This is a genomic window from Acinetobacter sp. YH12063 (assembly GCF_013419715.1).
GTDB lineage: Bacteria > Pseudomonadota > Gammaproteobacteria > Pseudomonadales > Moraxellaceae > Acinetobacter > Acinetobacter amyesii.
Genome location: NZ_VOZO01000005.1, coordinates 189,626 through 202,914, shown reverse-complemented (window position 1 = coordinate 202,914; position 13,289 = coordinate 189,626). Strand labels below are relative to the sequence as shown.

Genomic DNA, 13,289 nt, shown 5'->3' with positions numbered 1-13,289 from the left:
CTTATTCCCCTGCAACAGTCGCATGTTCAACGCCTGCATGAGCTTCAGAAGCAGCAGCTTCGTGTCCAACAGTAGCTGTATGATCAGCACCGTGGTAGTTACTCATGTATTTATTGATCACTGATTCGAACAATTTAGGTTCTACTGAAGAGTAATAAGTCACTGGATGTGGCTTAGTAGGGTAAGGCTTCATTGCTTCAGCTTTAGCCTTTTCTTCAGGAGTAGTTGCTCTAGCAACTAAAGCTTCGATCTGATGTTTAGAGCGGTCGCCGTCTTTAAGAGTTTGGAATTCAGCTTGGTCTAAAACAGTTTTTTGAACTGCTTGTGGATTCACTGAAGTACCATTACCAGCTTTAACAGCAGAAATCCATTCAGCAAACTGAGTATCTGTCACAGAGTGAGCGCGGAAGCGCATTTGTGAGAAACCGTAACCTGAGTAGTTAGATGAGAAACCACGGAAGCCTTCAGCAGGACTAAGTTCGTCAGCTAAAAGGTTCAGGTGAGTTTGCATACCCGCCATTGCATAAATCTGACCACCTAACGCAGGGATGAAGAATGAGTTCATCGTAAAGTTAGATGTAATACGAAGCGATACCGGAGTTTTCTCTGGGAAACGCATTTCGTTTACAGTCGCGATGCCTTGTTCCGGGTAGATAAAGATCCATTTAAATTGTTCAGCAATAACTTGAACTGTTAATGGTGCTTTTTCTGATTTTAATGGTTTGTATGGATCGTACTCGTGTGAGCCCCACCATGTTAATGCCGCTAAAATACCAATAATAATGACAGGAATACCCCAAACTACAACTTCAATTGCAGTCGAGTGTGCCCAAGTAGGTTTATAGTCTGCATCTTTATTTGACGCGCGATATTTCCAACCAAACCATAACGCCATAAGTGCTGATGGAATAACGACCAACAACATTAGGTAGATCGCAGTAAGCATGAGGTTTGATTGACCTTCAGCAACTGGACCTTTTGAGTTTAGAAGTACCATATCACCACCACACCCAGTTAAGAGTGCAGCGATCGCAGATAAAGACAATACAGCTAAAATTGTTTGTCTCATTTTACAACCTCGGTGAAGAGTCCCATTCCCTAAATTTAAAATTTGGGATAGCGAATAAAGTGTCGCATGATTGTGATTTTTTCAGACATGAAAAAACAGTCACAATGATGCGACACCGCTACGTTGTAGGGCATTATGCCTGATATCGGCAAACTAAGCTATACATAAAGATGCTTTAAATGACTGTATTAAAACCCTATTTTGCTAGTCGGGATTGTATTTTTTTTATCTAAATTTTATTTTAATTTCAATATAATGCACAAAAAAGGGATGAAAAAATCATCCCTGAATAAAAGTGAAAATTATTGGTTTATTACCTTGGTTTTTGCTAATTTGTCATGCAAGGTTTGACGCTTCTTGCCGAAAATGAAAACGGAATCGATGATTACGCTTAATGGCATTGATAAAAAGTTCAGGAAAATAAATAAAACACTGCGTAAAGTGAAGCCACGCATGAGGTTTACAGGTTGACTGGTTTCGGCATCTACAATTTTAATCTTGGTGATTTTTTTACCAATGCTTTGACCTGATTTAGCAATCAAATACGCTTGAATGAAAAGCATGATAAATAGGTAGGCAAACATTGCAATCCAAGCTTGGTTGGGAAACATTTCAACCATTTGTGTTTGTAATGCCTGTAAAACATTGGGGTCAGCATTTGGGGTCATCACAGCTTGCATAAACTGTTCATTCAGATTTGCAAATTGTGTCTTTTCACTTGGACTAAAAAATGCCGTTAAGATAAAAGTTGCTGGTATCCAAAGCAGTAAATCGACGATTTTCGCCAAAACACGTTTAGGAATACTAGCTAGGCTAGTTTGCTCTTGTACCGCTTGAGGCTGTGCATAGGTATTTGATGGCGTAGTTGCAGTTTGATTTGATTCGAATGCTGTTGGTGCAGTATATCCTGCAGGCATATAAACCAACTGACCTTGAGTGAGTTCACCCAAAGCTTTCCATTCGGTCATACCTTGGTGCCAAACCAAGTCCGTGAGTAACACTTGTTGGCTCGCGAGCATTTGGTTAAGTTGTTCTAAGGTGTAGGGACCAGCTTGTTGGTTATTTCGTGCCAAGTAAATCTGCATAAAACTAAAATCTCAAAAAACGTCTGTAAAAGTATAAATAAAAAAAAAGACCCACATGTGGGTCTTTTTTTAACACAGTTTATTAAGCTTGTTGAGCTTTTTCTTCAGAAAGGAAGAACCATGTGTCTAATACTGAGTCTGGGTTAAGCGAAACAGACTCGATGCCTTGTTCCATTAACCATTTAGCTAGGTCAGGGTGGTCTGAAGGACCTTGACCACAAATACCTACGTATTTGCCAGCTTTACGACAAGCATGAATTGCCATAGAAAGAAGTGCTTTAACGGCTGGATCGCGTTCATCAAATAGGTGAGAAACGATACCAGAGTCACGGTCTAGACCGAGTGTTAACTGAGTTAAGTCGTTAGAACCGATAGAGAAACCGTCGAAGTGTTCAAGGAACTGTTCAGCCAACAATGCATTGGTTGGAAGTTCACACATCATGATCACTTTAAGACCATTTTCACCACGTTTAAGACCGTTAAGCGCTAACAATTCAATAACACGTTTCGCTTCAGCAACAGTACGTACGAAAGGAATCATGATTTGAATGTTAGTTAAGCCCATTTCGTCACGTGCTTTTTTCAGTGCGCGGCATTCAAGTTCGAAGCAGTCACGGAAATTGTCAGACACATAACGGCTTGCACCACGGAAGCCAAGCATTGGGTTTTCTTCTTCAGGTTCGTATAACTTACCACCGATTAAGTTTGCATATTCGTTTGACTTAAAGTCAGACATACGAACAATCACTGGTTTGTCAGCAAACGCTGCAGCAAGTGTAGAAATACCTTCAACTAGTTTTTCAACATAGAATTCGATAGGAGATGCATAACCCGCAGTACGTGACATTACAGCAGCACGAGTTTCACGTGGTAGGCTGTCAATGTTAAGCAATGCTTTAGGATGTACACCGATCATACGGTTGATAATGAACTCAAGACGAGCAAGACCAACACCTTCGTTAGGAATTTGAGCAAAGTCAAATGCACGGTCAGGGTTACCTACGTTCATCATGATTTTGAACGGAAGTTTAGGCATAGATTCGATAGAGTTGCGTTGGATTTCAAAGTCCAAAGCACCTTCGTAAATAAAGCCTGTGTCACCTTCAGCGCAAGACACAGTCACTTCTTGACCGTCAGTCAATACTTCAGTTGCATTACCACAACCTACGATTGCAGGAACACCAAGTTCACGTGCAATAATCGCAGCGTGACAAGTACGACCACCACGGTTAGTGACAATCGCAGCAGCACGTTTCATTACTGGTTCCCAATCTGGGTCAGTCATGTCAGATACAAGTACGTCGCCGTCTTGAACTTTGTCCATTTCTTTGATTGAAGTCACGATACGCACGCGACCAGAACCAATACGTTGACCGATTGAACGACCTTCACAAATCACATTACCTTTTTGTTTAAGAAGGTAGCGTTCCATTGTGCCTACATTTTGACGGCTCTTCACAGTTTCAGGACGTGCTTGAACGATATAGATTTGGCCATCATCGCCATCTTTCGCCCATTCGATGTCCATTGCTGAACCGTAATGGTTTTCAATGATCAATGCTTGTTTAGCAAGTTCTTGAAGTTCGTGGTCATTTAAAGCGAATTGTTGACGATCTGCTTTTTCAACGTCTACAACAACCACTGATTTACCCGCAGCACCTTCTTCACCATAAATCATTTTTTGGTGTTTAGAACCAAGGTTACGACGTAATACAGCGTGTTTTCCTGCATTTAGAAGTGGTTTAGATACATAGAATTCGTCAGGGTTAACTGCACCTTGTACAACCATTTCACCCAAGCCATAAGATGCTGTGATGAAAACTGCGTCACGGAAACCAGATTCTGTATCAAGTGTAAACATTACACCAGCAGCACCTGTTTCAGAGCGAACCATGCGTTGAACACCAGCAGATAACGCAACGACGTCATGTGCGAAGTTTTGGTGTACACGGTAAGAAATTGCGCGGTCGTTATAAAGTGAAGCAAATACTTCTTTAATCGCAACAAGGATGTTATCGATACCACGGATGTTCAAGAAAGTTTCTTGTTGGCCTGCAAATGAAGCGTCTGGTAAGTCTTCTGCAGTTGCAGATGAACGAACGGCAACCGCGATTTCAGGGTTGCCGTTTGAAAGAGCTGTGAAAGCTTCACGAATTTCTTTTTCAAGTTCAGCAGTCAGCGGAGTGTCTACAATCCATTGACGGATTTTCGCACCAGTTTCAGCAAGTGCATTTACATCGTCAACATTGAGTGCAGCAAGTTCAGCGTTAATTTTAGCGTTCAGGCCACTTTGCTCGAGGAATTCACGATATGCTTGAGCTGTAGTAGCAAAACCACCAGGAACAGATACACCAGCATTTGCGAGATGGCTGATCATTTCACCTAATGATGAGTTTTTACCGCCCACGAGTTCTACGTCGTGTTTCCCTAATTTTTCTAGACCAATTACGCGCGCTTCCAAAGTTGTTACTCCACTTTTGCAGTATTAATCACTATCTTGGCATGAAATTATAACAAATTACTTAGCATTCTAAATTTACTAAGTGACAGTCATGTAAGATGGTTTACTATAATGATTATATAGCACTAAGACAAATTTTGGAGGAGAATTTTAATGTCAGAAGGTAAACAGATTCAGCGTAGTGTTTTCTTTGTTTCGGATGGGACAGCGATTACCGCAGAAACGCTTGGTCATTCACTGTTAGCCCAGTTTCCTCATGTAGATTTTGACATTCATATTATTCCTTATATTACCTCTGAAGAAGCGGCTACAAATGTGGTTGCAGAGATCAATCTTAGAGCGCAGCAAGACGGTCAAAAGCCTTTGGTGTTTGACACCCTTGTTGACCCGTATGTACGTGACATTATTAATACGGCAAATGCAGTAAATCTTGATGTTTTTGAAGGGCTTATCAGTAAGCTGTCTGACGAGTTAGGTACTGCGCCTACGACTTTAGTCGGTCAAACCCATGCAGTAACAGATTCTGAGTCTTATAAAGCACGTATTGATGCGGTGCATTTTGCTTTAGATAACGATGATGGGGCACGTACTCGTCATTATGATAAAGCCGACTTAATTTTAATCGGGGTATCACGTTCGGGTAAAACACCAACTTCCATCTATCTCTCTTTGCAATTTGGTATTCGTGTAGCGAACTATCCTTTGACAGAAGAAGACTTGGATGACAACCGTTTACCTGCAGTTTTACGTGAACATAAGCATAAGTTATTTGGCTTGATGATTGATGCAGAGCGCCTTGTAGCAATTCGTTCAGAACGTAAGGCCAATAGTCGTTATGCAAGTTTTAGTCAGTGCCAGATGGAATTACGTGCGATTGAAGGTATTTATATTTCAGAAGGAATCAAATACTTAAATGTGTCGGAAATGTCGATTGAAGAAATTTCAACTCGTGTTTTACAAATGACTGGACTGAAACGTCGTATTGGTTAAGTGTAAATTGAGCCACTTCGGTGGCTCTTTTGATGATAATGAATTTCTGTATAAATTATATAAAAATAGTATTAATTTCTGGCTTGTCATACTTTTAATGAATGATAAATATTTAAAATATTGATGAAAATTTTCCTCAATATTTAGACTTAAAATTTAAGCAATTTCTGCATTCAAATGTGTACCAATTTGATGAATTTTTTTGGCTGAAAATTTATAAAATATGGCCTAATTGACAGCTTGAATCTTTTAAAATAATCCGTGCTGTGCTGTATTTTTAGCTATGAATTAAGCCTGAATAATCTACTTGATAAGAGTGGTGTATATACCTGATTTAGCACATACAGTTTAATATTTGATCAAGTTTTCAAAAATAGCTTGTTTAAATGCAAAAAAAATAGGCAAAAATAGAATAAAAAATAATCAAACAGTTGCTTTTAGGTGTTAAATCTCAAGAAATGGCATCATTTATTTAATTGATGTGGGTGAAAAATAGTCAAATTAATAACATTCAGGCTCTAAACTCCGATATAAATTGATATTTAAACTGGATTTCAATCTGTTATTTTCCTATTAAATATAGATAACAATATAGGTAAATATCGGTTGAACATAAGCATCAATATAAATTTTTCAACTTACAGTTAAGGAGTAAATAGAGCTGTGTAAAAAAAATAAGCACTGAAAAATTATTGGTTTGATATAAATTTTTTATGAAGAATTGATCATAACTATTCAAAATTGCACGTCTATAAACTCGCTGTAGCTGATGGTGTAGGTCGGAGGCATGATTTAAGTCTGAGAGATGAAAAAGCATGTAGCACGATTAAAGCTATTTTCATTTATGGATTTTTAAGAATCCTTAGCCTTATCGAATGAAAGTATTCAATAACGTAGGGGATTTACTAAAAGCCACCAAAGATGGCTTTTAGTGTTGTGAATTTTGATCAATTGGATAAATTTTAGTAAATGTCATGTGAAAATAATTGCAATGTCATTACTTTTCTTTGGATTGGTTAGATTCGCTGCGCACAATGACATCACACTCAAACGTATGTTCATCTAAAGCCGTGATTGAATTACTCTGAATTTTTGCAATTGGCCAAGTATTTAAGATGCAGTTTGGCTGCTGTAATGCTGCATAATAATGATCAGATTTTAGGAAGGTTTTGTTCTGAATTGCGGTATTTGGACTGAGTAAATGTCTTAACCAATGGTTCGGCACTTGATCTTCTAAAAACCGAATCGCCAAAATACTCTTAATACGATTGCTAAATAAACGTCGATTTTTTGCAATCAGTGGGTGCTGGATTAATTTATTCAGTAGACGTTCGGTGCGTGGTAAGACAAATTGCGGTTTGATTTGATAGACCATGATGTTATCTGCAACCTGACATAGATGATGTAGTTCAGAGACCACATGCTGATCTATCCCAATAATGGCGATTTTTTGATTCTTAAAATCATAATCTTTGATCTGTTCTGAACTGATGATCGTTCCACGAAAGTGTTCAAAATCCTCTAGATGATTATTAAAAATATGGTGGGTTGCATCCTGCTTGTTGGCCATATTTATTCCTTGTCTTTTGTTTTTTTAGTTGAGTCTTAGATAGGAATATATTCTGTGATGGGCCAGTCGGGGTAAAGCGTTTTTTCAGTCTGATGAGTCATACAATTTGTCTAGAATTGATTTGCTTGGCCCTTGTCATTTATACATTTCTAGGAGTGAACTGATTTTTTTATGCGTTGTAGTTCATTAACCGCTCAAGCAGATCGATAAAACAATGAGCGACCTGCATGAACAGCTTTTGAGATCTATAAATTTTGTGAGTTTTAAAGTGGTTCATCATCTGATGAGTTATAGTCAAGCTGACTCGGGGTTGAATGCTTAAGTTCGGGTTGGTCGGTATGTGTACGTAAATAGTCCATATCACGAATATTTTTTTGTACAGCAACTGCGCCAAACAAACTCATTAGGAAAGCCATCATGTAAAAACCTTTTTCACTTAATGCCAGTTCAGTATTCTATAGACCAATGGCAAGGAGTACGAGGCAAATAATGACGGATGCCCAGCAAAGTCCGAAGTAGATTGCAGTGACATGCATTCCTTCTAAACGGTCACGAATGATTTTTTGTAGTGAAACCGATGAAAATAATCCATAGAGCAATAAAATGAGATAAAAGCCTTTTTCATTCAACATCATATTTGCATTGAATAAACCTATGCAAAACACCACAGCGCCTAAGATCAGTGCACACCAACTTGCTGCGATAAATGCGGGTGTGGGTTTATTAATATATTGGCTCATCTGCTTATTTTTCTCTTTGTTTTGCTTATGTTTAATATTTATACAGTAATAAAAATGAGTAAAGCAATTATTTCGTTGAGGCAATGATGGTTTTTAAGTGTAGTGATGGTCGTTGTTAGCCGAAACCATATTATCTGTTGACTGCTATCCGTCTAAAGAACCACAAAACGTAGTCGCAATCCTGCCTTTAGACGGATTAAACGCTTGGATTAGATCATTAAGTTGAGAGTCTTAAGCGAGATCATTTTTGATTTGCATTAAACGCTCGAAGTTTTCAATGCGCTTATCGGTATCGTAAATGTCGCAGGTGAAAATAAATTCATCAACGTCATATTTAGTAAGCAGGTTTTCTAAACCTGCTCGAACGGTTGCATTTGAACCGACTTGTCCCATAGCGTAGAAATTATCAACAGACATCTTTTCTGCAGCAGACCATAAGCCTTGCATACTGTTGACTGGAGCTTTGAGTTTTAAACTTTGACCACGCATTAAACCTAAAACGCGTTGATAAGCACTTGTTGCTAGATATTCTGCTTCTTCATCTGTTTCAGCAACAACCGTTGGTACGCCCATAGAGACATAAGGTTGATCTAAATATTCGGATGCTTGGAAATTTTCACGATAGAGCTGAATTGCTTGTCCAAGCATGCGTGGTGCGAAATGTGAAGCAAAAGAATAGGGTAGACCTAAACGTGCAGCGAGTTGTGCACTGAATAAACTAGAACCTAGAAGCCATACGGGAACATGTGTATTTTGTCCTGGTGTAGCAATGATGCGCTGCTGTGGCTCAGGTGCTTTAAAATATTGCAATATCTCAAGGACATCTTGTGGAAATTGATCTTCAGTTTCCTGACGGCCACGGCGTAGTGCGCGCATGGTGGTTTGGTCTGTACCTGGTGCTCGACCTAAGCCGAGTTCAATACGGCCGGGATATAGCGTTTCAAGCGTGCCAAATTGTTCAGCGACAACCAAAGGTGCATGGTTGGGCAACATAATCCCGCCTGAACCGAGCTTGATGGATTGTGTATTTGCTAAGAGATAACCAAGTAAAACCGCAGTTGCAGAACTTGCGATGCCATCCATATTGTGGTGTTCGGCTAACCATAGACGCTCATAGCCAAGTTGTTCCGCTTTTTGTGCTAACTGGAGTGCATGTTTGAGTGAAAATTCGATGGTTTTATCATCTCGAACAGGTGCGAGTTCAAGTATTGAAAATTTTGTATCGGCTAGAGTACGCATGTTTTCTCTCAGAGATCTTTATATCGAAATAATACGATATAAAAAGCTGAATGTATATCGAATAAATTCGATATGGTCGTGGGGCGGTGTAAAAAGACAACTTTAGATATATCTAAACTTTTTTTATATACAAAAAAAGCACCCGAAGGTGCTGATTTTTTTCCATTGAAATATATCGATTAACGTTTACCGTTTTTGTACCAACCTAAGTGACGACCATTGTCTCCACGGTAGCCTCGGTCATTGTAGCTATAATTATTGGTACGATAGCCACGGTTGTTATAACGACGGTCATAGCGATCATCATAACGATCATCATAGCGACGGTCTTCAGACACTTTTTTACCTAGTGCAGAACCACCGGCTGAACCAAGTGCAGCACCGATATAACCACCGTTTGTGCCGCCCATGTTTTTACCTACGGTATAACCACCTGCGCCACCAAGTGCACCACCGATGATGGCACCATTACGGTCACGTTTGTTTGCCGATGCTGCTGCACCTGCACCGCCACCAATTGCTGAACCAATCATTGCGCCAGTTTGGCCGCCAACTTGGTTCCCGATTGCTGCACCAACAACACCACCTAAAGCAGAAGTTAAAGCAGTATTGGTGCTATTACCTGCATGTGTAGCAGTCATGGTAAGCGCTGAAGCGGCAATTGCTGCACTGAATAGAATTTTATTAATTTTCATTTTTAAACTCCTTACGAAGCATGATGTTTATCTGTTGATATCAATATATGAAAACACATAGCGAATATTTGGAGCGTGATGTGAAATAAAATATGTGTTCCGTTGCTGCAATGTAAATTTTGCACTTTATTTCTACATGATTGATCACATGGATAGAGTGGATCAACTCTACATATTTGAGGTGCAATAAATAAAATTGTATTTATCATTTGAAAAAAGGCGATACATAAAAAAAGCACCCGAAGGTGCTCTTTTCACGATCCAATACGGACTCACTAATTTTGAATTAGTGACGACGACGGTAACGTTTTTTGTATTTACGTTCTTGGTGTTTGTCGTAGGCTTTATCTTTAGAGATTTTATTACCTAGAGCAGCACCACCAGCAGCACCTAGTGCAGAGCCGATGTAACCACCGTTTGTACCGCCCATGCTTTTACCAACGGTATAACCTGTACCACCACCTAAAGCACCGCCGATAGCAGATTCTGTACGGTTACGTTTATTACTTGCTACCGCAGCACCACCAGCACCACCAAGAGCAGCACCAATTGTAGCGCCGGTATTACCGCCCATGTTTTTACCAATTGCAGTACCTGCAACACTACCTAATGCACTAGCTGCAGCAACGCGTGTTGTACTATCTGCATTTGCAGACACAGTGAACATAGAAGCAGTTGCTAGAGTGGCTGTCATTAAAAGAGTATTCAGTTTCATAGTTCACTCCATGTCCTTCATAAACGCGAGGACTTTTTCATAATCATTTCGATGGCAGTAAATGTAACAAAACTATTCGCTATAAATATGGAGAGCTTTCACTTTATTTAGTGATTTGAGTGTCTAGTTTGTATAAGTTTTATTAATATTGTGAAAAAAAAGGTCGAATGCTGAAAATCTGTACGACTTTATGGAGAAAGGTAGGAGTGATGAAGTTCACACTTTGATATTTAGGGTCATTGATAGGCCAAAAAACAATATATATGTCATTTCAGACCCATTATCGGTACACTAGCGCCATTATTTTGAATTTTGGCATATCCGTGAAAGTTTAGCGGTAGAGCCTGTGTATTGAGATTTTTTGAAAAATGAAAGAATCGTTACGTTTACGATTAGATCAGCTCTCTGACCGTCACGAAGAATTAAATGCATTACTCGCAGATGTAGAAGTCATTTCAGACAACAAACGTTTCCGTCAGTTGTCACGTGAGCATAGTGATTTATCTGAAATCACTGAAGTTTGGAAAAAATACCGTCAAGCAGAAGAAGATATTGAGACTGCTGAAGTAATGATGACGGATCCAGATTTTAAAGAAATGGCCGTTGAGGAAATCAAAGAAAATAAAGCTTTGATCGGTCAGCTTGAAGCAGACTTAAACATTCTGATGATTCCAAAAGATCCGAATGATGCGAACTCTGCTTATTTAGAAATTCGTGCCGGAACAGGTGGTGACGAAGCTGCAATTTTCTCGGGTGACTTGTATCGAATGTACAGTAAATATGCTGAATCACAAGGTTGGCGTATTGAAGTGCTGTCTGAAAATGACGGCGAACATGGCGGTTATAAAGAAGTGATTTGCCTTATCAATGGTGAAGGTGTATATGGTCGTTTGAAATTTGAAAGTGGTGCACATCGTGTACAGCGTGTTCCTGCAACAGAGTCACAAGGTCGTGTTCATACTTCGGCATGTACTGTTGCGATTTTGCCGGAAATTGATGTAGACACAAGTGTTGAAATTAATCCTTCAGAATTACGTATTGATACCTATCGTGCCTCTGGTGCAGGTGGTCAGCACATTAACAAAACTGACTCCGCGGTGCGTATTACCCATATACCAACGGGTACAGTTGTAGAATGTCAGGATGAACGTTCACAACATAAAAACAAAGCCAAAGCGATGGCGCTGTTGGTTTCTCGTTTAGAAAATGCCAAACGTGCGGCGGCAGATGCCGCGACATCTGAAATGCGTCGTGACTTAGTAGGTTCTGGTGACCGTTCTGAGCGTATTCGTACCTATAATTATCCACAAGGTCGTATGACTGATCATCGGATTAACCTAACGCTGTATAAGTTGGATGCAGTGATGGAAGGTGATTTGACTGAATTGCTAGATAGTTTGCATCGTGAATATCAAGCCGATCAGTTGGCGTTATTAGCACAGCAGAATGGTGGCTGATGAATATTGCACAGGCTTTGGCCTATCGTGGTGAACCTGAAAGTTATGAACGTCAGGAAAATGCGTGGTTGTTAGAGCACATCACCAAGATTGATTCTTTTGATTTAATCATGAAAAAGGATCAAGAATTGACGGCAGAACAAGAACAACTCTATGTCGACAGTCTTGCTCGTATTGCAGCAGGTGAGCCTTTGGCTTATGTCACAGGTTCTCAGCCATTTTGGACGCTAGACTTAAAAGTGACTAAAGATACTTTGGTTCCACGTCCTGATACGGAAGTACTCGTTGAAACTGTACTCCGTTTAGAACTTCCTGAAGATGCTCGTGTGGTCGATTTAGGAACAGGAACTGGTGCTGTAGCCTTGTCATTAGCCAGTGAACGTCCAGATTGGTCAATTGTAGCTTCGGATATTTACGAACCTACCTTGGAAGTTGCTGAGTTTAATGCCAAAAAGCATGATCTTGAACATGTGCAGTTTGTCTTAGGTTCTTGGTTGAAACCCTTTGGTCGTGCTTTCTTTGATGTAATTGTGTCAAATCCGCCGTATATCGATGCTGATGATGTACACATGAAAGATTTGGCGACAGAGCCTGAACGTGCTTTGGTTGCGGACAATCATGGGCTTGCAGATATTGAGCAAATCATTCTTCAAGCTAAAAAACATTTAACCGTGAATGGTTGGGTGGTGCTCGAACATGGCTATGACCAAGGTGAATCGGTCAGACATTTGTTCTTGCAGGCTGGATATCGAAATGTTCGGACTATAAAAGATTATGGCGGTAATGACCGTGTCAGCTTAGGTCAGTGGCAACATTGATTTAGTGTTAGATAAATAGTCAAAAATAAAGCGCATTGAATGCGCTTTATTTTTATATTCGATCAATGCTTACATTGGGTAGTCTTGTAAGCTATCGAAAACTTCAACTTGTTCTAAAGCTGCTGTTTCTACTGCAAGACAGTAAGCAATAATTTTTGCAGTTGCATTCACTAAATTTTCATCTTTTAGATTTGCACCTGCTTGAATTGCTTCAATGTCATCTGCTTGGATATCCAGTGCATGAGCAACTTCAACTGCATTTTCAGTGCTAAAAAATTGTGAGATCAAATTTTGCAAATCGATATCTGCGACAGTTTTAAGCTGTTCATGAAACAGTTCATCAATTGCGTCAATCTGAGTGAAAAGAGAATCTGAAAAGTTTTGAACAAGTTGTTGTTCAAGAACATCAATCATCTTAAGCATAGGAAAGCCTTTCAAGGAGATGCAGGA

Annotated in this window: 11 protein-coding genes and 1 pseudogene; 3 read left to right on the top strand and 9 right to left on the bottom strand. The window is 39.6% G+C overall.

The features are described from left to right. Position 1: 1 nt before the first annotated feature. The 3 genes from cyoA to ppsA form a co-directional block, all read right to left on the bottom strand. Positions 2 to 1,069, bottom strand: a complete 1,068-nt coding sequence (cyoA, locus tag FTU12_RS07170) for a ubiquinol oxidase subunit II (RefSeq protein WP_180114053.1) — start codon at positions 1,067 to 1,069, stop codon at positions 2 to 4. 302 nt (positions 1,070 to 1,371) lie between these two features. Continuing rightward, positions 1,372 to 2,154, bottom strand: a complete 783-nt coding sequence (locus FTU12_RS07165) for an RDD family protein (protein WP_180005233.1) — start codon at positions 2,152 to 2,154, stop codon at positions 1,372 to 1,374. 82 nt (positions 2,155 to 2,236) lie between these two features. After that, positions 2,237 to 4,615, bottom strand: coding sequence for a phosphoenolpyruvate synthase (ppsA, locus tag FTU12_RS07160; RefSeq protein WP_180114052.1), 2,379 nt, complete (start codon positions 4,613 to 4,615; stop codon positions 2,237 to 2,239). 153 nt (positions 4,616 to 4,768) lie between these two features. Here ppsA and FTU12_RS07155 point away from each other — a divergent pair, with 153 nt between their 5' ends. Beyond that, on the top strand, positions 4,769 to 5,605 hold the full coding sequence (locus FTU12_RS07155) for a pyruvate, water dikinase regulatory protein (RefSeq protein ID WP_078188576.1): 837 nt from the start codon (positions 4,769 to 4,771) through the stop codon (positions 5,603 to 5,605). A 997-nt stretch (positions 5,606 to 6,602) separates the two neighbouring features. Here the strand turns inward: FTU12_RS07155 and FTU12_RS07150 are convergent. The 5 genes and pseudogenes from FTU12_RS07150 to FTU12_RS07130 form a co-directional block, all read right to left on the bottom strand. After that, a complete protein-coding gene (locus tag FTU12_RS07150; RefSeq protein ID WP_180063546.1) occupies positions 6,603 to 7,175 on the bottom strand; it encodes a flavoprotein in 573 nt (190 codons plus the stop codon). Between the two features lie 263 nt (positions 7,176 to 7,438). Next, positions 7,439 to 7,915, bottom strand: a pseudogene (gene yiaA, locus FTU12_RS07145) (inner membrane protein YiaA). A 231-nt stretch (positions 7,916 to 8,146) separates the two neighbouring features. Next, the gene (locus FTU12_RS07140; RefSeq protein ID WP_180114051.1) at positions 8,147 to 9,154 is read right to left on the bottom strand and encodes an LLM class flavin-dependent oxidoreductase; all 1,008 of its coding nucleotides are present in this window, start codon (positions 9,152 to 9,154) and stop codon (positions 8,147 to 8,149) included. Between the two features lie 179 nt (positions 9,155 to 9,333). Further along, entirely contained in the window at positions 9,334 to 9,849 is a 516-nt protein-coding gene (locus FTU12_RS07135) for a hypothetical protein (RefSeq protein ID WP_078188572.1), read from the bottom strand. Positions 9,850 to 10,135: 286 nt separating this feature from the next. After that, positions 10,136 to 10,564 (bottom strand): glycine zipper domain-containing protein, encoded by a 429-nt coding sequence (locus tag FTU12_RS07130; RefSeq protein ID WP_078193959.1) that lies wholly within the window; start codon positions 10,562 to 10,564, stop codon positions 10,136 to 10,138. A 368-nt stretch (positions 10,565 to 10,932) separates the two neighbouring features. On the opposite strand from FTU12_RS07130, the gene prfA reads away from it, so the two are divergent. Beyond that, entirely contained in the window at positions 10,933 to 12,021 is a 1,089-nt protein-coding gene (gene prfA / locus FTU12_RS07125; RefSeq protein WP_078188570.1) for a peptide chain release factor 1, read from the top strand. Continuing rightward, on the top strand, positions 12,021 to 12,839 hold the full coding sequence (gene prmC, locus FTU12_RS07120) for a peptide chain release factor N(5)-glutamine methyltransferase (RefSeq protein ID WP_180063547.1): 819 nt from the start codon (positions 12,021 to 12,023) through the stop codon (positions 12,837 to 12,839). The genes prfA and prmC overlap by 1 nt, the downstream gene beginning before the upstream one ends. A 69-nt stretch (positions 12,840 to 12,908) precedes the next feature. On the opposite strand, the gene FTU12_RS07115 is transcribed toward prmC, so the two are convergent. Next, the gene (locus FTU12_RS07115; RefSeq protein WP_078188566.1) at positions 12,909 to 13,262 is read right to left on the bottom strand and encodes a hypothetical protein; all 354 of its coding nucleotides are present in this window, start codon (positions 13,260 to 13,262) and stop codon (positions 12,909 to 12,911) included. Between the last annotated feature and the right edge of the window lie 27 nt (positions 13,263 to 13,289).